The organism is Brachybacterium subflavum (assembly GCF_009299795.1).
Classification (GTDB): Bacteria; Actinomycetota; Actinomycetes; order Actinomycetales; family Dermabacteraceae; genus Brachybacterium; species Brachybacterium subflavum.
Genome location: NZ_VIGP01000006.1, coordinates 211,115 through 231,804 on the forward strand (window position 1 = coordinate 211,115; position 20,690 = coordinate 231,804).

At 73.1% G+C, this 20,690-nt stretch carries 19 protein-coding genes; 6 read left to right on the top strand and 13 right to left on the bottom strand.

Annotation, left to right across the window (positions count from 1 at the left end):
* Positions 1-10: 10 nt before the first annotated feature.
* From FHG10_RS15155 to FHG10_RS15165, 3 genes are all read right to left on the bottom strand, one after another.
* Positions 11-580, bottom strand: a complete 570-nt coding sequence (locus FHG10_RS15155; protein ID WP_227488299.1) for a hypothetical protein — start codon at positions 578-580, stop codon at positions 11-13.
* A 74-nt stretch (positions 581-654) separates the two neighbouring features.
* Positions 655-3,336 (bottom strand): ATP-dependent RNA helicase, encoded by a 2,682-nt coding sequence (locus tag FHG10_RS15160; protein WP_152354186.1) that lies wholly within the window; start codon positions 3,334-3,336, stop codon positions 655-657.
* Positions 3,337-3,385: 49 nt separating this feature from the next.
* Positions 3,386-3,931 carry a hypothetical protein gene (locus tag FHG10_RS15165; protein ID WP_152354187.1) on the bottom strand — a complete coding sequence of 182 codons (546 nt, stop codon included), beginning with the start codon at positions 3,929-3,931 and terminating at the stop codon, positions 3,386-3,388.
* A 300-nt stretch (positions 3,932-4,231) separates the two neighbouring features.
* On the opposite strand from FHG10_RS15165, the gene FHG10_RS15170 reads away from it, so the two are divergent.
* From FHG10_RS15170 to FHG10_RS15180, 3 genes are all read left to right on the top strand, one after another.
* Complete coding sequence (locus tag FHG10_RS15170; RefSeq protein ID WP_227488300.1) at positions 4,232-5,149, top strand: hypothetical protein; 918 nt, start codon at positions 4,232-4,234, stop codon at positions 5,147-5,149.
* A gap of 61 nt (positions 5,150-5,210) precedes the next feature.
* The gene (locus tag FHG10_RS15175) at positions 5,211-5,588 is read left to right on the top strand and encodes a RidA family protein (protein WP_152354188.1); all 378 of its coding nucleotides are present in this window, start codon (positions 5,211-5,213) and stop codon (positions 5,586-5,588) included.
* 59 nt (positions 5,589-5,647) lie between these two features.
* Positions 5,648-6,940: a MalY/PatB family protein gene (locus FHG10_RS15180; protein ID WP_152354189.1), complete on the top strand. Its 1,293-nt coding sequence runs from the start codon at positions 5,648-5,650 to the stop codon at positions 6,938-6,940.
* On the opposite strand, the gene FHG10_RS15185 is transcribed toward FHG10_RS15180, so the two are convergent.
* Together FHG10_RS15185 and FHG10_RS15190 are read right to left on the bottom strand one after the other, a co-directional pair.
* The gene (locus FHG10_RS15185; protein ID WP_152354190.1) at positions 6,901-7,488 is read right to left on the bottom strand and encodes a DinB family protein; all 588 of its coding nucleotides are present in this window, start codon (positions 7,486-7,488) and stop codon (positions 6,901-6,903) included. The genes FHG10_RS15180 and FHG10_RS15185 overlap by 40 nt on opposite strands.
* Positions 7,472-8,170 carry a MerR family transcriptional regulator gene (locus FHG10_RS15190; protein WP_152354191.1) on the bottom strand — a complete coding sequence of 233 codons (699 nt, stop codon included), beginning with the start codon at positions 8,168-8,170 and terminating at the stop codon, positions 7,472-7,474. Before FHG10_RS15190 ends, FHG10_RS15185 begins: the two co-directional genes overlap by 17 nt.
* Before the next feature lie 118 nt (positions 8,171-8,288).
* Between FHG10_RS15190 and FHG10_RS15195 the strand changes: the two genes are divergently transcribed.
* A complete protein-coding gene (locus tag FHG10_RS15195) occupies positions 8,289-8,777 on the top strand; it encodes a DUF2306 domain-containing protein (RefSeq protein ID WP_193636346.1) in 489 nt (162 codons plus the stop codon).
* A gap of 307 nt (positions 8,778-9,084) precedes the next feature.
* Here the strand turns inward: FHG10_RS15195 and FHG10_RS15200 are convergent, their stop codons facing one another.
* The 3 genes from FHG10_RS15200 to FHG10_RS18475 form a co-directional block, all read right to left on the bottom strand.
* Positions 9,085-10,122 (bottom strand): bile acid:sodium symporter family protein, encoded by a 1,038-nt coding sequence (locus tag FHG10_RS15200; RefSeq protein ID WP_152354193.1) that lies wholly within the window; start codon positions 10,120-10,122, stop codon positions 9,085-9,087.
* A 119-nt stretch (positions 10,123-10,241) separates the two neighbouring features.
* A complete protein-coding gene (locus tag FHG10_RS15205) occupies positions 10,242-11,756 on the bottom strand; it encodes a glutamate--cysteine ligase (protein ID WP_152354194.1) in 1,515 nt (504 codons plus the stop codon).
* 247 nt (positions 11,757-12,003) lie between these two features.
* Positions 12,004-14,691, bottom strand: a complete 2,688-nt coding sequence (locus FHG10_RS18475; RefSeq protein ID WP_193636347.1) for a S8 family serine peptidase — start codon at positions 14,689-14,691, stop codon at positions 12,004-12,006.
* Positions 14,692-14,973: 282 nt separating this feature from the next.
* On the opposite strand from FHG10_RS18475, the gene FHG10_RS15215 reads away from it, so the two are divergent.
* Together FHG10_RS15215 and FHG10_RS15220 are read left to right on the top strand one after the other, a co-directional pair.
* Positions 14,974-15,744 carry a CHRD domain-containing protein gene (locus FHG10_RS15215; protein ID WP_152354196.1) on the top strand — a complete coding sequence of 257 codons (771 nt, stop codon included), beginning with the start codon at positions 14,974-14,976 and terminating at the stop codon, positions 15,742-15,744.
* 16 nt (positions 15,745-15,760) lie between these two features.
* Complete coding sequence (locus FHG10_RS15220; protein ID WP_152354197.1) at positions 15,761-16,477, top strand: class F sortase; 717 nt, start codon at positions 15,761-15,763, stop codon at positions 16,475-16,477.
* A 31-nt stretch (positions 16,478-16,508) separates the two neighbouring features.
* On the opposite strand, the gene FHG10_RS15225 is transcribed toward FHG10_RS15220, so the two are convergent.
* The 5 genes from FHG10_RS15225 to FHG10_RS15245 all read right to left on the bottom strand — a co-directional run bounded on the left by FHG10_RS15225 (position 16,509) and on the right by FHG10_RS15245 (position 20,643).
* Complete coding sequence (locus tag FHG10_RS15225) at positions 16,509-17,276, bottom strand: anti-sigma factor (RefSeq protein ID WP_152354198.1); 768 nt, start codon at positions 17,274-17,276, stop codon at positions 16,509-16,511.
* Positions 17,273-17,881 carry an ECF RNA polymerase sigma factor SigK gene (sigK, locus tag FHG10_RS15230; RefSeq protein WP_152354199.1) on the bottom strand — a complete coding sequence of 203 codons (609 nt, stop codon included), beginning with the start codon at positions 17,879-17,881 and terminating at the stop codon, positions 17,273-17,275. The genes FHG10_RS15225 and sigK overlap by 4 nt, the downstream gene beginning before the upstream one ends.
* Positions 17,882-17,915: 34 nt before the next feature.
* Positions 17,916-19,316 (bottom strand): copper resistance CopC/CopD family protein, encoded by a 1,401-nt coding sequence (locus FHG10_RS15235; protein WP_152354200.1) that lies wholly within the window; start codon positions 19,314-19,316, stop codon positions 17,916-17,918.
* Positions 19,317-19,323: 7 nt separating this feature from the next.
* Positions 19,324-20,022, bottom strand: a complete 699-nt coding sequence (locus tag FHG10_RS15240) for a YcnI family copper-binding membrane protein (protein WP_152354201.1) — start codon at positions 20,020-20,022, stop codon at positions 19,324-19,326.
* 63 nt (positions 20,023-20,085) lie between these two features.
* A complete protein-coding gene (locus FHG10_RS15245; protein WP_152354202.1) occupies positions 20,086-20,643 on the bottom strand; it encodes a DUF5134 domain-containing protein in 558 nt (185 codons plus the stop codon).
* Positions 20,644-20,690: the final 47 nt, after the last annotated feature.

Consider the following 20,690-nt stretch of genomic DNA (forward strand, 5'->3'; position numbering starts at 1 on the left):
CGCTCCGGGGTCAGTCGTCGTCCCAGCTCACGATGTGCGCTCGGGTCAACGGCACGGGCCCGCGGGACAGCACGTGCGGGGTGCGATGGAACCATGCACCGCGGCGTCCAGAACCTGCGAGATCGTGGAGCCAGGCTCGGTTCCCGGCCGTGGTGATCGGTGAGGACGTGTACTGCTCCGCCAGCACCCGGGACACCTCGCGCTCGTCGATCGGGTCGCCGGTGCTGCTGAGCGAGCGGTCGAAGAGATAGGGGTCGGGGACGTCGTGGATGGGGATCGCCCAGAACTCCTGGGTGGCCAAGGCCGTGCCGGTCTCCTCGAGCCATGCCTGCCAGATGGCGTGGGGTCGGATCGGAGTCAGGAAGACCACGTCGATCCAGGTCACGTCCATGTGCGGAATGCGTGTGCCGGGCAGGCGCCGCCGCTCCGGGGTGCCGTCGTACTTCGCGATCGCTCGCGCATAGGCGCCAGGGTCGCGCTCCCGCAGGGCGCTGAGCGGGATCAGTTCACGTGCCTGAGCGTTCTGGGACGTGCGCGCGTGGAACACGCAGCGCTCGGTGCTCGGCCCCGTTTCGCTCATCGTGTCCTCCTGTGCTCGGTTCTCCGGGTCCACGAGCTCTTCGCGCTCATCGGATCGTCGTCAGCGTGCAGTCTTCAGTGCTTCGCGTTCCCGCGGCGCGTGGTGCGGGCGGTCGCGGGTGCGGTCCACGGGTCCTCGGGCCACGGGTGCTTGGGGTAGCGCCCGCGCATCTCCTTGCGGACCTCCCGGTACGGCCCGTCCCAGAAGGAGCGCAGGTCGTCGGTCACGGCGAGCGGCCTGCGCGCGGGGGAGAGCAGGTGGAAGAGCACGGGCACGCGGCCGTCCACCAGGAGCGGGGTCTCCGCGAGGCCGAAGAGCTCCTGGAGCTTCACCGCGACGACGGGCCTGCCCGATCCGTCGGCCGCGGAGGACTCCGATGATCCCGCCGCGGCCGACGGGTCGGGATAGTCGATCCGTGCGCTCGAGCCGGAGGGCACCGCGAGCCGCTCCGGCGCGAGCTGGTCCAGCCGCGCGGCCTCGGGCCAGGGCAGCAGGCGCCGCAGCGCGGAGGTCAGATCGAGGCGCGAGAGCGGCGCGTCGGGACGCAGCTGCAGCAGGTCCGGCAGCAGCCAGTCCTCGAGGGCTGCGAGCAGCGAGTCATCGTCCGTCCCGGGCCACGGAGCACCGAGCTCGCGATGGAGCAGAGCCAGCCGCGAGCGCAGGCTCCGGGCAGAGTCGCTCCAGGTCAGCGCATCGAGACCGTGCTCCCGGAGATGCGCGGCGCGGGCGGGGCCGACGTCCTCCGCAGTCGCGGCCACCGGGGTCGCGCGCAGCACGATCGCGCCCAGCGAGCGCTCCTCGCGCACCGTGACCTTCCCGCCCTCGAGCCGCGCCCTGCGCGTCGCCCGCAGCAGCGGCCCGGCGAGCTCGAGGGCCGAGTCCTCCTCGAGCGGGGCTGCGGTGCGGATGACGGCCCCCGTCCCGTCCGCGGCGCGCCCCTCGGCCCGCTGCACCTCGCCGATCGCGAGCCAGGTGCTGCCGGTGAGGCCGGAGCCCTCGGGCAGGGCGGCGCGCGTGCCGCCTGCGAGCAGGTAGCTGCGCCCGCCGGGCGCGGCGAGGCGGGCGATCCGCTCGGGCCGCGCGAGACCGAGGACCCGGCCCGGGAGGTCGTGGGGGAGATCCACGCCATCGGCATGTGCGCCGGAGCCGCGGCTGCTCATCGCCCCCTCGGCGATCCGACGCAGCCGGGAGGTCTCGCGCCGCCAGCGGTCCGCTCCGGGCGCACGGCCAGCGCGCAGCTCGCGCAGCAGACGGGGCAGGTCCGCCTCGGGCGCGCGATGGTCGTCGGAGACCGCCGCGATCACCTCCGCAACCGCCTCCGGCGCCCGCAGCCGCTCGGCGCCCTCGAGCAGGGCCCGTGCCTCGCGCACCCCGACGGGCAGCCGAGCGACTCTCCTGCCCAGGGCGTTCGCCCTGCCGTCCGCGTCGACGAGCCCCAGTCCGGCGAGCACCTCGACCGCCCGCCGCGCGGACGCCGCGGGCGGGGGAGTGAGCAGGAGGAGGCCGGGGAGGAGTGAGGGAGCGTCGGCTGCGCCGATGCGCGCGGAGTCATCGCCGCCGGCCCCGTCCCGCGCGTCGTGCGGCGCCGCCCACGGGGACCCCCACGCCGCGACCAGCAGCGCCGCGTCCGTGAGGTCCGCCGAGGCGATCTCCGGCGGGGAGATCGCAGGCATCCGCGCATCGTCCGTCGGCGAATATGCGCGCACCGTGAGCCCCGGACCCTGGCGGGCCGCGCGGCCCGCCCGCTGGTCCGCGCTCGCGCGTGATGCGCTCACGGTGACCAGGCCCGTCATGTCGCGGGCTCGGTCCCGTCGAACCTCCCGGGACAGCCCCGCATCGATCACCAGGCGCACGCCCGGCACCGTCAGGGAGCTCTCGGCGAGAGCGGTGGAGACGACGACGCGGGCCGGCGCCGCCTCCGCATCGGCGCGGCCGCGCGTGGCCCGGTCCTGCTCGCGCGCGGGCAGACGGCCGTGCAGGGGCAGCACCTCCAGGTCGGGGGCGCGCGAGCGGATCCTGCGCACGAGCTCGTCGACCTCGCGGGCGCCGGGGACGAACACGAGCGCGTCGCAGTGCTCTCGCGCCTGGTGGTCGACGGTGGTGCGCGCGAGATGGTCCAGGTAGTCCCGGGTCACGCCGCGGGCATCGAGCCGCGGGGCGCTGCCGGGCTCGTGCTCGATCCGCAGCGGGTGCAGGGGAGCGGGGACGTCGACCACGCGCGCCCCGCCCAGCAGGTCCGCGACCTGCGCGGCATCGAGCGTCGCCGACATCGCGACCACCAAGAGGTCATCGCGCAGCGCCCGCACCTCGGTGAGCATGCCCAGCAGCAGGTCGCCGTCGAGGGAGCGCTCGTGCACCTCGTCGAGGATCACCGCGTCCACGCCCTCGAGCTCGGGGTCCGAGAGCAGTCGGCGGAGCAGGACGCCCGGGGTGAGGACCTCAAGACGCGTCTGCGGGCCGACGTGCCTCTCCCCGCGCACGGTGAGGCCCACACGCTCGCCGAGGCGCGAGCCGTCGAGCTGGGCGATGCGCCGCGCGGCCGCGCGCACGGCGACGCGTCGCGGCTGGGTGATCAGGGTGCGGCCGGGCACGAGGTCCGCCACGAGCGGCGGCATGAAGGTGGTCTTGCCGGTGCCGGGAGGCGCCGTGACCACGAGCGCCCCGGTGCGCGCGGCATCGGCGAGCTCCTCGCGCGCGCCGGCGACGGGCAGGCCGGCGCCGATCGCAGCGAGGTCGAAGGGGCGGGGTGCTGTCATGGGAGGAGGATCATCGATGCGCGTCGCATGCTTCTGCGGAGCCGCGGCCTCAGTCGATGAGGTCGAACTCGACGGAGTCCTTGCACACGCTCGTCACCGACAGCGTCCACTGGTCCACGGAGATCGTGTCGCCCACGTGCGCGGTCTCGATCGGCCGCTTCGTGCCGTCGATGTCCGCGACGAGGTCCGCGCCGTCGTCGTCGGTGAGGTCCTCGAGCGAGACCTCCAGCGTGAGGTCATCGCGCTTCGGCAGCGCCGGATCGTTGGGCTTCTCGCCCTTGACGAGGAAGGCACCCTCGCCGGTGCAGGCGTCGGTGAGCTCGGGCTTCTGCTCCGGCGGCGTGACGGCGATCGGCTCGGCGGACGACGGGGAGTCCGCGCCGGCGGCCCCGCCGTCGGAGGCGGAGGATCCGCCGCCGGATGCGCCGCCGCCATCCGACGGCGCGGCGCCGGAGCTCGCGCCGTCGGAGCCTGCGCCGCCGGCTGCATGATCCCCGCCGCCGCAGCCCGCTGCGAGAACCAGGGTCGCGCCGAGCGCGCACACGAGAGACAGGGGACGGCGGACGGCGGCGGGGCGGGGGCGGAAGCGCTGCACTGCGGTCTCCTTCGAGGCGGGGCGTTCGAGGCGGGCTGGGTCGACGAGGCCGGTCGGGCCGACGATGCCGGTGGGCCCGGTGGGGGTGGGATCGGCGGGGGTGGGATCGGAGGAGCCGAGGGACCGAGACGGCCGACGGCCGAGTCCACGCTACCGGAGCCGTGTCCGACTCACGAGGACACATGGGGAGCGTCGGAGCCGGTCGTGCGAGAGACTGGCGCGGTCGGCTCAGGCGACGCGCGCGAGCATCGCGCGAGACCAGCACGCACGAGCTGGTCGCATCAGGCGGAAGGAGGAGAGATGAGCAGGCAGAAGCCCCGCGCACCCCGGTCGGCCGCGACGCCTTCGGGCCCAGCCGCCCCTTCGACCGCCGCCCCCTCGCCCGCCGCGCCCTCGCCGGCGAACCCCTCCTCGGCCGCGCCCTCGCCGGCCGTCCTGCGCGGACGCCCCTCTCCCGCGGCGCGCGTGCGGCGCGTGGACTGGACCGCCTGGACCGCCACCGGGCGCCGCACGTCGGACCAGGAGCAGAGAACAGGGCAGCGACCGGACACGGACCCGGGCCGCTCGCCGCAGCAGCCACCGTCGGCCGGAGACCGTCTCCCCGCCCACCACGCCGAGCGCCGGCGCGCCCGCACCGTGGAGCTCCCGCGCCCCGCGCAGGCGCCGCCCGCCGCGGCGGTCCACTCCTTGGTCCCCGAGGACCCTCGGCCGAACCTGCGGCCGCTCGCGATCGACGAGGGCGCGATCCGCAGCGTCGGCGTCGCCGACGTCTCCACCGAGCAGATCGTGCTCGCCGTGGCCGACCCGGAGGAGTCCTGGAGCGCCGACGCCGGCACCAGCGACCACTTCCTGCGCGGTGATCTGGTGGTGCAGGTGCATCGCGCCGAGAACGCCGTGATCGGCCTGTTCACCGCCCGCTACGCCCTCTCCGTGCGTCCCGAGGAGTACGAGGACGCGTTGGACGTCGCGATCGAGGCCTCCGGGAAGTCGGCGCGCGGCGGCCGCGGCACCCGTCACCCGACGACCCGCCGCGAGCTCCTCGCGCGGATGGAGAGGGCCGGGTTCGTCGTCACCCCCGGCGCCGGCCACGGCCGGGTCGCCCACCCCGATCACCCGGGGCTGTTCGTGCCCTTCGCGAGCACCCCGTCCGACGTCCGCTTCACCCGACACGCCGTCGCCCAGATCCGGCGCGTCTTCGGCATCGATCTGCGGCACTGAACGACCGCACGCACCCGCCACGCACACACACCCGCCCCGCACCCGTACAGAGGAGAGCATCATGACCCAGCCCATCAGCACCGATCAGGCCCCCGCCGCGATCGGCCCCTACTCGCAGGCCGTGCGCCACGGCGACACGATCTTCGTCTCCGGGCAGATCCCGCTGGACCCCGCCACCGGCGCGATCGTCGAGGGCGGCATCCGTGAGCAGACGCGCCGCGCGCTCACCAACGCCGGCGCGATCCTCGAGGCCGCCGGCTCCGGCCTCGAGAAGGCCCTGCAGGTCACCGTGCTGCTCGATTCCATCGATGACTTCGCGGTCGTCAACGAGGAGTACGGGACCTTCTTCGCCGAGCCCTACCCCTCGCGGATGGCCTACGCCGTCGCCGCCCTGCCCAAGGGCGCGCTCATCGAGGTCACCGTGGTCGCCGCCGCCTGACCGGCCCGCGGCGGCCGCTTCGTCCAGCAACCCCACCCGCCCACGACCCAGGAGGAATCATGACCGCGTACGACCTCGACACCCTCGTCGACCGCACGTCCATGGGGTCCTCCAAGTGGACGGCGATGAGCGAGGCGGCGCGCACGGCGGACGTCGACCTCGAGCGATGTCGCGACACGGCGGGCGCCCCCATCGCGCCGTTCTCCGTCGCCGACCTCGACCTCGCCAACGCCCCCGAGATCATCGACGCCCTCCAGGGCGCCCTCGCCCGCGGCCTCGTCCTCGGCTACACCGTCCCCACCGACCACTATCTGGGCGCCGTCACCGGCTGGATGCGCCGACGCCACGGCTGGGACGTCGACCCCGACTGGATCCGCGTGACACCGGGCGTCATCCCCGCCTTCACCTGGGCCATCCGCGAGCTCACCGCACCCGGGGACGGCATCATCGTGCAGACCCCCGCCTACTACCCGATGTACCGGTCGATCACCTCGAGCGGCCGACGCATCGTGCGCAACCCGCTCGTCGAGCACGGGGGCCGCTTCCGCCTCGACCTCGACGAGCTCGAGCAGCTCGCGAAGGACCCCACGACGACGATGCTGCTGCTGTGCAGCCCGCACAACCCGACCGGCCGCGTGTGGGAGCGCTGGGAGCTCGAGGAGATCTCCCGGATCGTCCTGGAGAACGACCTGCTGCTGGTCAGCGACGAGATCCACGCCGATCTGGTGCAGGCGGGCCACGAGCATCTGGTCGCGCCGACGCTCGACCCGCGGCTGGCCGAGCGGACCCTCGTCCTCACCTCGCCCAGCAAGTCCTTCAACCTCGCCGGTCTCGGCATCGCCAACGCGATCATCCCCGACCCGGGGCTGCGCGCACGGCTCACCGAGGCTCGCGACGACCTCGGCTTCGACAATCCCAACGTGCTGGGGGCCGTCGCCTGCGAGGCCGCGTACACGCGCGCCGAGCCGTGGCTGGACGCGGTGAACGACCTGGTCGCCCGCAACCACCGCCGGGTCCGGGAGATCTTCGCCGAGCGCCTGCCCTCGGTGCGCGTGTGCGATCTCGAGGGCACGTACCTGCAGTGGATCGACCTGCGCCCGCTCGGGCTCCATCACGAGGACCTGACGCGTCTGCACGCGTGCGAGGCGATGCTCTACTGCGACGAGGGCGCCGTCTTCGGTCCCGAGGGGGAGGGCTTCGCCCGGCTCGTGATCGCGACCCCGACGCCCGTGCTCGAGGCCGCGCTGGACCGCCTCTGCTCCGCCTACGAGCGGGCGCTCGCCGAGCGGCCGGACGCGCAGCGCCAGGGTGCTCAGAAGCGATCGGCGATGGCCTCCAGCCGCGCCCTGTAGTCGGGCCAGTCCTCGCCGGCCGGCAGGTTCGAGTTGTCGCGGCGCAGGCCGGCGGCGCCGTCGATCCCCTCGCGCAGGATGTCCGCGTGGCCCGCGTGCCGGGAGACCTCGGCCGTGACGTGCACGAGGATCCGGTGCAGGGAGATCGTGCGGCGACTGCGCGGCCACCAGGGGACCTCGGCCGTGGTCTCGAGCGGCAGGGCCCCGACGACCTCATCGACGAAGGTCTGCACGCGCCGGTAGCGGGCGACCACGAGCTGCGCGCTCTCGTCGGCCGCGGCGTACATGTCGACCAGCGGGTCGGTCTCCTCCGCGGCCATCGGCACCAGGTCCTCCGGGTGGGGGTAGGGCTCGGGGGCGACGAGGGAGAAGTAGCCGGCCTCGACGTTCGCGACGTGCTTGACCAGGCCCAGCAGGTTGGTGCCGGTGGGTGTGCGGGGAAGGCGCAGGTCCCGCTCGCTCAGGCCGTCGAGCTTCCAGAGCAGGGACTCCCGCGCCTCGCGCAGGTACTGCAGGAGTGTGGATGTGGGATCAGGGGTGGGCGCCATGGGGACCAGTCTGCCCCTCGTCGGCCCCGACCTCGAGGCTCACGGAGGCGTGGGCGAGCGCTCGCAGCACGACTGTCAGCTGGGTGAAGGCGAGGGAGCCGATGAGCGCTCGGCGCACGATCGCATCGGTGCTCGGGCCGCTCGACGCACTGGACGACGCACCCCGCGGGCCCTGCGGAGCGCTGCGGATCCCCGCCAGGTCCTCCCGCGCGATCTCCTCGAGCGGACGGGCGTAGCGCAGCAGGGTCGGCAGGTCCGAGGCGACGCCCTCGGCCCCCATCGTCCCGAGTAGCCGGTCGAGGGCGACCCGGGAACCGCTGCCGACGTCCGCCCAGCCCATCGCTCCGATCAGTGCCGCCACGCGCGGGTCCTCCCCCTCCGGCGGCGGCTCCTCGTGCAGACGGGCGGGCAGTCCCGTCGCGATGGCCTGCGCGATCTCGAGGGCCTTCACGAGGGGCCGACCCTCGTCGATCACGGTGGTGAGCACCCGGATGTCCTCGATCGGGGCACGGGCGAGCTCGCGCAGCGCGCGGATCAGCGCGAGGCGCTCGAGGTGCTCGCGTCCGTAGTCGAAGCGCGTCGCGGTGAGCCGACGGCCGGGCGGGAGCAGCCCCTGGCGCCGGTAGTACTTGATGCTCGCCGTGCTCGTGCCGCTCGCGCGGGCCAGCTCGTTCAGCAGCATGGGATCCCCCTCGGACCTCGCCGGCGCCGCCGTGCGGATGCTCCGGGACACTCGGATAGTGCGAGGACCAGCAGCTATCTTGATGGCGCCGTGTCGCCCGTCACATTACCGTCGGCGCATGGGCACACCCGTCGTCGTCATCGTCCTCCACGCGCTCGGCGCGCTGATCGTCCTCACGCTGGGGCCGATCCAGATGTTCCGGCGCCACCGCGACCGTGCGCACCGCTGGCTGGGTCGCACGTGGGCGATCGCCATGGTCCTCACGTGCGTCTCGAGCTTCTTCATCCACCCGCAGGGGCTCAGCTGGCTGCACGCGCTCGCGGTGTGGACCCTGTTCTCCATCACGATGGGCGTCATCAACATCCGGCGCGGCAGCGTCGCGACGCACCGGGTGTGGATGATCGGCTCCTACCTGGGAACCTGCATCGCGTTCGTCTTCGCGATCCTCTCGCCCGGGCGGCTGATCCCGCATCTTCTGCGCTCGGATCCTGTGCTGACCCTGGTCTTCTTCGCGGGTGTGGTCGCGCTCGCCGCGGCGTGGGCCGGGATGGTGGTCCGCGTGCGCGGCACGCGCCGCGATGCGCGCAGGCCTCTCGCCGTGGAGTGAGGCCCGGAAGGCCCCCGACAAAGAAAGCGCCCCGGCTCGTCCCCACGAGCCGGGGCCATCCCTTTCCCCCGCGTTCCGGCTTCTGTGGCGGGGCCACCTCCTCAGAAGGCCCGGCCGCCGGTAACGCGTTGAGTACAGATAACCAGCCTGTCTGCAAGATTCGCTGGAGCGTCCCTACGGGTTTCCTGGGAAGGGCGCCCCAGGGTGTGCAGATCCTGTGCGCTCCTCGCATCGCCGCAGGTCAGCGCCGCGAGGGCTGGGTCGCGAGAGCACGTTCCCTGCACCGTCGGACAGGGGGTGATCCGCGTCACCGCGAGGCGGCCTGCGCACGCCGGTCCTGCGAGGCCGCGTCCTGACGCTGCGCGGTGCGCCGGTAGTACATGGCGAGCACCGCGCCGGAGAGGTTGTGCCAGATCGAGAACACGGCGCCGGGCAGTGCCGCGGCGGGGCTGAAGTACTGGGCGGCGAGCGTGGCGGCGAGTCCCGAGTTCTGCATGCCCACCTCGATCGAGGTGGTGCGGGCGGTGCGGATCGGCTGGCGCAGCACGCGCGCGAACCAGTACCCCAGCAGGTAGCCGAAGGCGTTGTGCAGCACCACCGCGAGCAGCACGAGCGCGCCCGCGGAGACGATCTGGTCGGCGCTGCCGGAGACCACCGCGATGACCACCAGGGAGATGCCGGCGACGCTCACCCACGGCAGGGCCGGCAGGATGCGGTCCACCAGGCGCGAGAGCACGAGGCGGATGACGAGACCGGCGATCACGGGGATCAGCACCATCTTCACGATGCTCAGGGCCATCTCCCCGGCATCGAGGGGCATGTAGGCGCCGGCGAGCCAGAGGGTCAGCACAGGGGTGAGGATCGGGGCGATGAGCGTGGAGATCGAGGTCATCGTCACCGAGAGCGCGGTGTCCGCCTTCGAGAGGTAGTTGATGACGTTCGAGCTGGTGCCGCCGGGGGCGCAGCCCACGAGGATCACGCCCGCCGCGAGCTCCGGCGGCAGCTGCAGCGCCCAGGCGATGGCGAAGCCGACCAGAGGCATCACCACGTACTGCGCGAGCACGCCGATCAGCACCGGCAGCGGCCGCTTCAGCACGAGCGTGAAGTCGGGGATCGTCAGCGTCAGCCCCATCGCGAACATGATGATGCCCAGGAACAGGTTCGTGTACCCGGAGATCGCCTGGCCGGTGGCCGGCACGAAGAAGCCGAGCGCGGCGGCGGCGAGGATCAGCACGGGGAACACGGTCACCGCGACGCGTGCGGAGCGGTCCTCGCTCGTGGATCCGGCGGGGTCCGACGGGGGCGTGGGCGGAGCGGAGGCGGGGGAGGAGGGATTCTGGCTCATGCGCTCACTCTAAACCGGGCATCCAGGATCTGAGACGCGCTCTCGGTATGCGGGCCGACGGGGCGGGGCGGCGCCGGCCGGGCGCTGACCGGGCGCCGATCGGGCGCCGATCGGTTCCCTCAGGCGTCGGCCTGGCCCCGCGCGGGCATCGGCCACTCGTGCACGGGGCGCCCGGAGTGGACGCCCTCGATGTACATCGCGGTCATCCGGGCGAGGGCGTCCTGGCGGCTCGCGCCGCGCAGCTCGAGGGAGGTGACGGTGTCGATCTGCCAGCGGGCGCCGTTGCGGCCCGAGCGGGCGCGCCCCAGCAGCACCGACTCGTAGCGCTCGATCACGTCCTCATCGGTCCCCAGATCCCGCAGGCCCTGCATGGCCTGGGGGATGAGGTGCTCCACCAGCAGGTCCGCGACGCGCACCTTGCCCAGGCGCGGCCAGGTGATGCGGGCCTCCAGGCCCCACCGCGCGCACAGCTCGAAGTGCTCGGCGGCCTGCTCGAAGCTCATGCGCGACCACAGCGGGCGCCGCTCCTTCACGAGCGACTCGAGGATCCCGTAGAGGAACGCGGCGTTCGCGGCCATGTCGATCGCCGACGGCCCGGCCGGCAGCAGACGGTTCTCCAGGCGCAGGTGCGGCATGTCCTCGCCGGGATCGTAGATCGGCCGGTTCCAGCGCCACACGGTGCCGTTGTGCAGCATCAGCTCGTGCAGGCGCGGGGACGCACTCTCGGCGAGCAGCGGCTCCTCGGCCATGGTGCGGGACTCGGGGATGAGCGCGGGGAACAGCCGCACGTTCTCCTCGAAGAGGTCGAACATCGAGGTGATCCAGCGCTCGCCGAACCACACCCGCGGACGCACGCCCTGGGTCGCGTACTCCGGCGGGCGCGTGTCCAGGGCCTGCGTGAACGCCGGGATCCGGTTCTCGTGCCAGAGCCGACGCCCGAACAGGAACGGCGAGTTCGCGCCCAGCGCCGCCTGCGGGCCGGCGATCGCCTGCGCGGCGTTCCAGACGTCGGCGAACTGCTCGGGGGAGACCTGCAGGTGCAGCTGCATGGAGGTGCATGCGGCCTCGGGCCCGATCGAGTCGAACTCGACGTCCAGCCCGCGGCCCTCGCCGCTGATGCGCAGGTGGATCTCCTCGCCGCGCGCCTCCATCACCGTGTTCTCGAGCGCCTCGTAGCGGGCGCCGGGGGAGCGCCAGGAGTCGTCTTGGAACATCTCGGAGGTGAGGGTGGGCAGGTGCCCGACGGGCACCACGCGCGCGCCGTGCCGGCGCGCCGTGGCGTCGGCCTTCTCGATGCGCTCGTGCAGCTGCTGCTCGAGGTCCCGCAGCCCGCTGTCGCGCGGGTGGGTGACCGGCAGGTTCGCCTCGACGTTGAAGCGTCCCAGCTCGTGCACGAAGTCGGGGTCGTCGATCGCGGGGATGACCTCGTCGGCCAGCAGGGCCGGCGCCATCGGGTCCCCGTCGCCGGACTCGACGGCGAGGTTCATCTCGAGCTCGACGCCGATGGTGCCCTCGGTGCGGAACTCGGCGGTGTCCAGGAACGTCTCGAACAGGTCGAGGTTGCGCCTCAGCTCCCGGCGGTAGTGCGTGCGCTCGCTGCGGGTGTACTGGGTCGAGCCGATCTCGCGTCCCATCGCGACCTCCCCCTGGACTCCGGTGCGCGCGGGGCCGGCGGACGGGCCGACGGGCGGGTCGGGCCGCTGCCTCCCGCGCGCGGGTGCGCCCCATCAAAGCACGCGGCCGGGGCGCACGGAACGCGTGCTCGCGCACTGGTGGTCGAGCGCACGCCGCCCCCGACCCGCGGCTGCGGATCGGGGGCGGCGGTGGGGAGGGCGCAGGGCCGTCAGCGCCTCAGCGGCGACGACGCACCCCTCACCGAGCTCAGGGCTTCTGGTGCGCGAGCGTCAGCACCTCGGAGTCCCAGCTCTCCCAGTCGGAGGCCGTGTCGGGATCGCCGAGGGCCTTGAGCACGCGGACCTCGATGATGTACTTCCCGTCCTTCGCGGTGACCGTCTTGCCCTTCGCGGTCTGGTAGGTGCCGTCCCAGGGCAGCGCCTCGGTCTCGGAGGAGCGGCCCCACTTGCTCTCGGAGCTGACCGTGCCCACCTTGGGGTTCACGAGCCTGCCCTTCGAGCCGTCGGCCTTCGCGTGGTACACGGCCACGTCCAGGCGCTCGACCGGGTAGTCCAGATAGAAGAGGACGTAGGGGACGTCGTCCCCGGACATCGAGTACGTCGCGTCCTTGCCGGAGACCGGCACGATGTTCTCGCCTTGCGCCCTGCCGAGGACCGGCAGGGCGTCGTGGGCGCCGAGCACCTCGACGTTCTGGTAGTCGCCGGACATGCCCGCGAAGGGCACCGAGAGGTCCTCGTCATCGCTGGCCAGCTGGACCCAGCCGCCATAGATGATGCCGTCCTCGCCGAAGTCCTCGCTGATCCGCGCGGTCACCAGCGCCGAGCGGTGCGGCTGGATGGTCACCGAGCGGCTCGAGAGCCTCACGGAGGGGTCCGCGACCTGGAAGGCCGGGTCCGACGGCGAGCCGCCGGTGGCGACGCCGGTGCGGGTCGAGACCGCGTAGGTCTTCGCCGTGTCGCCGTCGTTGCGCACGTTCACCGTGACCGAGTGGGCGCCCTGCGAGCTGTCCCCGAGCGAGATCGTCGGCTCGCCGATCGAGGTGGAGGTGTGGGCGGCCTCGACCATGTCGAGCATGCCCGCGCCCTGACGGTGCACCGGCTCGAGGTAGCCCTTGCCGGGCTCGAGCGACCAGTCCAGCGGGTCTGCCGTGTTCACGAGGGCCGACTTCACCTGCTTCGGCGTCCAGCCCGAATGCTCCTGCAGCATCAGCGCGGCCGCGCCCGCGACATGCGGGGAGGCCATCGAGGTGCCGGACTTCGTGCCGTGCCCGCCCTGCTCGAGCGGCACGGTCGAATAGATCTGTCCGCCGGGTGCCGACAGGTCGGGCTTCAGGCCCAGCTCTGCCGTGAGCCCGTACGAGGAGAAGGACGACATGAGGCCGGCGCCGAAGTTCGGGAAGACGGCTGTGCCGTCCTTCCAGGCGAGCTTCGGGCTCGTGCTCGCGAGGGTCTTCTGCAGGGCGATGCCGTCGGACTCGGCGATCGAGACCACGGGGATCGTGATCTCCGGGTCCCCCGACACGTCCGGATTGATGAGCCCGCCGCTGTTGTTGTAGAGCACGACGGCGGTGTACCCGGCCTTCTGCGCGTTCGCGGCCTTGTCGTGGAAGGAGCAGGTGCCGCGCTTGATGAGCAGCGCCTGCTTCTTCTTCGTCGGCTTCGTGAGGGAGGCCGGGTCGCAGGCCAGGACCGCCGCGTCGGCCTCGTCCGAGTCTTCGCCCGCGGTCGCGAGCGAGACCTTGCCCGTGGTCGGGGCGGCGCCGCCGTCCTGGGCGTTGATGTAGCCGACCTTCTGCGTGCCGACGGCGAAGTAGGGCAGGTGCACGTCGGTGTTCTCGACGGAGCCGACGGTGATCACGTCGCTGCCGACGCCGGGCGCGCCGCCCGAGAACGTTCCGGCCTCGCCCTCGTTGCCGCCCGAGGCGACGACCACGACGCCCTTGGCGGTGATCTCGTTCGAGGCCTGCGCGGTCGGGTACTGGTCCCAGGTCATGAACGACGCGCCGAGCGACATGTTGATGACGTCGACGCCGTCGGCGAAGGCCCGGTCCATCGCGGCGAGGATGATGTCGGTCGAGGTCGTGCCCTCGCAGCCGAAGACGCGGTAGGACGCGATGTCCGCCTTCGGGGCCACGCCGGTCACCTCGCCGTCGGCCCCGATGATGCCCGCGACGTGGGTGCCGTGGCCGCCGCAGTCGTCCGGGTGCTCGTCGGGCTTCGGGACGCTGCCCGGGATCTTCGAGTTGTAGTCGTCGCCCACGAAGTCGAAGCCCATGGTGACGCGGGAGCCCGGGAAGTCCTTCGTCTGGTCGTTCGTCCCGGAGCCGCCGAGGTCGGGGTTGTTGTAGTCCACGCCCGAGTCGATGACGCCCACGGTGACGCCCTCGCCGTCCAGGCCGTCGACCTTCTGCACGGTGTCCACGCCGGTCATGGCGTTGGCGTACTCGTCCTCGGGGGAGGCGTCGTCCTCGTTCGGCGGCAGCGCCACCTGCATCACCGGGTAGACGGCGGTGACGCCGTCGACGTCCTGGAGGGCCTCGGCGTCGGCCTTCGTCATCGAGACCGCCATGCCGTTCCAGGCGTGCGTGTACGACTGGTCGACGGTGACGTCCAGCCCGTCCTTCTCCGCCTCGTCCACGACGCCGGTCTGCTTCGTCTTCAGCGTGCGCTGGGGGGTGCCCTGCGCCTGCGGGGCGCCCTCGACCTGGACCAGGTAGCGGTCGGGCACGGACCCCTTCGCGTCGTCGAGGGACGGGGAGCCCTTCGCGGGGGCCTCGACTCCATGGGAGGAGGCCGTCCCGAGATCGTCGCCCTGGCCGTCGGCCCGGGCGGGGAGGGGGCCGAGCATGGCTGCGGCGAGGGCTGCCGCGGCGCCGGCGGTGAGGAGGGATCGGGGGGAGAGGAGAGCGCGGCGATGCGCAGGGAGATGTCTCATGGGCTGCCTCGGGGAGGGGAGAGGGATGGCCGGCGGCGCCGGGCCGGGCTCCGGAGGAGAGGACCCCGACGTGACGCATGACACCATGCCCTGACCGCGCGCGGAGCGCGTCGGCGGACACCGAGACCCATCCGTGACCTTCCCGTGACATCCCGGCCCGGTCGGATCCCGGCCGATTCCGGAACGGAACTCGACCAATCCGGTCCGCCCGACGCTCCGAACACCCTTCGTCACCGTCCCCTGCGGTCCGTCGGCCGCACGGTGACCCCGAACGGAGGCATCATGCGCAAGACGATGAAGTCCATCTCCCTCATGGCCGCCACGATGGCGGCGGTCGGCTTCGGCGCGACCGCACCGGCTCTCGCGGAGGGCAGTGACGCGCACAGCTACCAGGCAGACCTCAGCGAGCTCAACGATTCCGGCGCCTCGGGCACGGCCTGGCTCACCCTCGACGGCGACCAGCTCACCGTGAAGATGGATACCAAGGGGCTGCTCGAGGGCTCGCCGCACGCCCAGCACATCCACATCGGGGGCAAGGGCAAGTGCCCCGACCCGAACATGGAGGGCTCGGGCGAGAACGGAGCCATCCAGGTCAGCGATGCCATGGACGACTACGGCATGATCGGCACCTCGCTCACCACGAAGGGCGGGACCGGTCCCGACAACGGTCTGGATGTCGCGAACTTCCCCACGGGTGACGGCCACTACGAGCGCACCATCACGGTGAGCGACGACGTCGCCTCGTCCCTCAAGGACGGCAAGGCGGTCGTGGTCGTGCACGGTGTGGACCACAACGGCAGCGGCAAGTACGACGGGGACACCAAGTCCGATCTCGACCCGTCGCTGCCCAGCGAGGCCACGGATCCAGCGGCCTGCGGTGCGGTCACCGTGAGCCAGATGTCCGACATGCCGCAGGGCGGCGTCGAGACCGGTGACGGCACCACCGCCGGCATCGAGGACGCCGGGCTGCTCGCAGCCGGCGGCGCGCTCGTCACCGCGGGCGTCGTCGGAGCCGTCGTGAGCCGCCGTCGCAGTGCTCGCACGGAGAAGTGAGGATCGTCGTCCCTCGATGAGCAGCACGACGACGCAGCACCGCCGCGGCGGCCGCCTCTGGGCGGCCGCCGCGAGCGGTGCGCTGTGCGTGGCGGGGCTCGTGCTCCTGATCGTCTTCCTGGTCGACCAGGAGCCGCCCCCGCCCCAGGCCCCTGCGGCGCAGACCGCCTCCAGCAGCTCCAGCAGCTCCAGCAGCTCCGGCGCGACGACGCCGCCGTCGAGCGACGCGGAGCAGACCCCTTCGACCTCCGCGGCCCCCAGCACGCCCGCGGCGCTGCCGGCATCGAAGCCGGTCCGCGTCCGGGTGCCGGACCGCGACATCGACGGCGCGGTGTTCGGGATCCCGCTCGCCGATGACGGCACGCTCCCGGCCCCCAGCGGGGCCCGCAAGGACGACGCCGCCTGGTTCGACGGCTCACCGACCCCCGGTGAGCAGGGCCCCGCGGTGATCGAGGGCCACGTGACCTACAGCGGGAAGCCCTCGGTGTTCTTCGAGCTCGGCGCGGTGCGCAAGGGCGACCGCGTCGACGTGGAGCGTGCGGACGGGAGCACCGCGACCTTCGAGGTCTACGACGTCGGCCGCTTCCCCAAGGACTCCTTCCCCACCTGGGCCGTGTACGAGAACACGTCGAGCGCCGAGCTGCGCATGATCACCTGCGGCGGCACGGTCGACGCGGCAGGGCGTCATGCGGACAACGTGATCGTCTTCGCGAGGCTCGTCGACGAGGGATGACCCTCGCCCCGCACCTCACGGGCAGTCCGTCTCAGGAGTAGTCGAGCTCAGCCAGGACGTTCGTCGGCTGCTCCGAACCCCCGGCGGGCTCGAGGCTGATGGCGGCTCCCTCGGCCGACCCCGCAGACAGCAGCGTGCGGGAGTCGCCGTCGTCGTCGGGACGGACCAGTCCGGCGCTCACGGGGCCCTCGGACTCCATGGTCCATGCCTGGTAGTCCTTGCCCGACGGAGCGGCGGGGAGGTCCTGGACCTCCAGCACCGCGGAGCCCAGGGAGGGCGAGCGCACCGCCGTGATCCGCGCCGAGCGCCACGTCGTCGTGTACTCACGGGCATCGTCCGCCGCGAGCACCTCGTCGATATCCTTCTCCTCCTGCGAGCGCCAGGGGCGTGCGACGACGAGGCCGGTCGCGACCAGCGCGCTCGCGGCGAGGGCGAACCCTCCGGCGAGGACGGCGCGGCGCCTCGGCCGGCGCGGGAGCCGGTGCTCCTCGGACTCCTCGGGCGCGGTGGGCTCCTCGAGGGTCGTGGGCGTCGTGGGCGCCGCATCCGACTCGGCGCTCACGGCCTCCAGGATCCGGTCGCGCAGCGCGGCGGGAGGAGGCGTCTCGAGCCCCTCGGAGAGGCCGACAGTCGTCTCGCGCAGCGAGTCCGCGAGCTCACGGCACTGCGGGCACGTGGCCAGGTGGGCCTCGACCTCCGCGCTCCGGGAGGGGTCGAGGGCGTCGAGCGCGTAGGAGGCCACGAGCGACTCGAGCTCCTCGTGTCCGCCCGCGCGCGGTGCTGCGCCGGTCTCGCTCATCTCTCCTCCTCCCTCGTGTGCTCCGTGCTCATGATCCGCCGCAGGGCCAGCAGGCCGTCCCTGATGCGCGTCTTCGCCGTCCCCAGCGGGATGCTCAGCCGCTCGGCGACCTGGGACTGGGTGAGTCCGTCGAGATAGGCCAGGCGGATCGCCTCGCTCTGTCTGTCCGACAGCTGCGAGAGCGCGCCGCGCACGTGACGCGCCTCGATGCCGTCCAGGGCCGTCTCGCTGGTCGGGTCCGGCTGCTCCGTCGACGATCGTGATTCGTAGGCGACATCGCGATCGGATTGCGACTGTGACGCGCGCACCCTGTCCACCGCGCGGCGGTGGGCCATGGTGAGGATCCAGGCCAGGGCCGATCCCCTCGACGGGTCGAAGGACGATGCCCGGCGGAACACCTCGAGGTACACCTCCTGGGTGACCTCCTCGGACTGCGCGCGGTCCCTCAGCACCCTGAGCACGAGGCCGAACACGCGCGCGCTCGTGGAGTCGTAGAGCTGGGGGAAGGCCTCGGCATCGCCGCCGGCGACCGCGAGCAGGAGTCCGCGCAGGACGTCCGCGGATGCCGTCGCCGCGGGGGCAGGCTCCTCCTCGGGCGTCGTCATCCGGCCATCCTACGGGCGGGGCGCGGGCGCTGGGTCACGCGGTCCCGGGCGTCGCCGGTGCGACCGTCGCGTCGACCTGGGCGGACTCCGGGCCGCTCATCGATTCCATCGAGTGCACGTGGGGGCTGAGGTTCACGAGCAGGCCGGTGATCGCGAGCACCCCCAGCAGCAGCGCGGCCTCGCGCCGCATGGTCCGCAGCAGGCGCTCCCAGGGGGCGTCGGCCGAGGCGATCGCGGGCAGCAGGCGGGTGCGGTTCCACGCCGCCAGCCCCACCGCGACGACGACGACCACGAGCTTGACGAGCAGCGTGCGGCCCCACGCCGAGGTCACCAGCGCCGCCGGCGTGTCCAGGATCAGCACCGCCATCGTGGTGCCGCTCGCCGCGAGCACCAGCACGCTGACCAGTGCCACCAGGGAGAACCGCCGCACCACGGCGACGCCCTCCGCGGCCGCCGAGTGCCGGTGCAGCACCGTGAGCATCGCGATCGCCGCGAGCAGCCCGCCGGACCACACGGCGCCGGCGAGCAGATGGGCGACATCGGCGACGAGCATCAGGGGACGCGGCGCGATGGACGCCGAATGGCCGACGAGCACCGGGGCGACCAGCGCCAGCAGCGCACCGGGGACGGAGAGCGCGGGCCTGCGCGCTCCTCCCGCCCCGATCACCAGGGCGGCCCCGAGGACCACGGCGCCGGCTCCGACGACGGGCGGGGCGGAGAGCCCCGCGCCCATGCGCGTCCAGCCGGCGGCCTCGGCGGCGGTCACGGGGACGAGGAGCACGGCCGAGGCCGCGGCCACCAGCGCGAGCACCCGCAGGGCCCGCGCCCCCCGGGGCGAGGCCATCACGTCCCGCGCCGCCGCGCCGCGCGCCACGAGCGCGGAGCACAGCAGCGCGCCGGCCATCAGGAGCAGCGAGAGGTACTCGAGCACGGTGAGCACCGGGACCAGCGTGGAAGCGCCCGCGCCCGGTTCCTCGTGCGCCGCGGTGCCGGTGCCGGAGCCGGAGTCGGCACCGGCGTCGGAGCCGGCGGACGGCGCGGCAGGGATCGTGGAGGGGGCGCCCACGGAGAAGTCGAGGGTCCCCGTCACCGGATGCCCGTCGGCCGAGACCACCCGATAGGTGAGCACATAGCTGCCGTCGGGGAGGTCCGAGGGCAGCGCGGCGAGCACGTCGTCGTCGCGCGAGTGCGCCTCGAGCGTCGTCGAGGTGCCGTCCGGGCGGGTCAGGCGGGTCTCGCCGTCGATCGGCCGCACGTGCTCGTCGAAGGTGAGGGTCGCCGAGGCGGGGGCGTGCTCGAGGACGGTCCCGTCGTCGGGGCTGCTCGACTCCAGCTGGGCGTGCGCGAGGGCGGGAGCGGCCCCGCCGAGCATCAGCAGCAGGCCGAGCAGGCTCCCGAGCAGCACCCGCAGCGCGGGGATCCGGAGGTGGGTCACGACGGGATCAGCGCCTCCTGCGCACGGTGATCAGCGCCGCCGCGCCGCTCAGCAGCCCGAGCGCGCCGATCACGAGACTGGTGACGACGAGCGCCGTGGTCGTCCCGTCGCGCGACGCCTGGGGCTGGGCGGCGGCGGTCGCGGAGGAGGACTCGTCGGAGGCCGCGACGGAGACGGAGGGCGCCGGGGACTCGAGGTCGTCCTCGCTCTGCCCCTCCTTCGGCACCTGCGTCCACGCGGTCTCGCCCTTCTCGCAGGTCTGGGTGGTGGGGAAGGTGAGCGTGGTGCCCGCGGCGTCCTCGGGGATCTGCAGGGAGAGCTCGAAGCTGTCGCGCTGGCCGTCGGGCAGCGGGGTCTTCGCCGTGTACACGACCTGGGCGTCGCGCTCGGTGACCTCGTTGCCGTGGGCGTCGGTCTCGGGCTCCGCGAGCTTCTCGTTCTTCGTCGTCACGTCGTAGTACGGGTTGCGCGTGGGCGTGACCTCGTCGACCCCCTCCGGCAGATCGATGGCGACCCTCGTGGTGGCCGAGCCGTCGCAGCCGTGCGGGACGCTGAAGGTGACCACGGTGTAGGCGCCGGCGGTCGTGTCCGCGGCGCTCGCGGTCACGTGCGCCTGCGCGGCCGCTGGCACGGCGAAGGCGAGCCCTGCGGCGGCGAGGCCGAGAGCTGCGCGGAGGGGGAGTCGGCGTGCGGTGTTCGCGGTCATGGCTGTCCTCGAGGTGGGGGGATCGGCAGGGATTCGGAATCGGACGGGGATCGGATGGGTCGATCAGTGCAGCAGCATGAGCCAGCAGGCCAGGGCCATGGCGAGGTCCATCGCGGCCATCATCCGCAGGCCTGCGCGCGGGCCGGGCGACTCGTGCGCCTCCGCGAGCTGCAGCAGGCCGGAGACCGCCAGCGCGCCCGTGAAGGCCACCCCCAGCAGGCCCGCGCCGGTGGGCAGCATGGTCATCGAGTGGGTGCTCGCGCCGGGGTCGGCGGACATGGTCACCACCATCCAGACCATCGCCAGCATCATCACCGCGTGCTGGCCCTGGTGGAGGGGCCCGTGGGTGCTCGCGTCCGTGCGGCCCTCGGCGAGCCGGAGCAGGGCGAGCAGGGCGAACCACGCGGTCGAGACGGCGAACAGGATGATCTGGGGGAGCGCCGGGAGCACGTTCCACCAGGACCAGGACATGGCGACCATGACCGCGCACATGAGCACGTGCAGCAGATCGCCCACGAGGTCGACGGGCCGCGCGCGATGCCGCACCGCGCGCACGAGGGCATGGACGCCGAGCACGGCGAACAGGGCGCTGAGCGCCACCGCGCCGATCGTCCCGTGCATCCCGCTCCGCCCGTCGTAGTTCTACGTTCTGTAGAGAACTCTAGGGT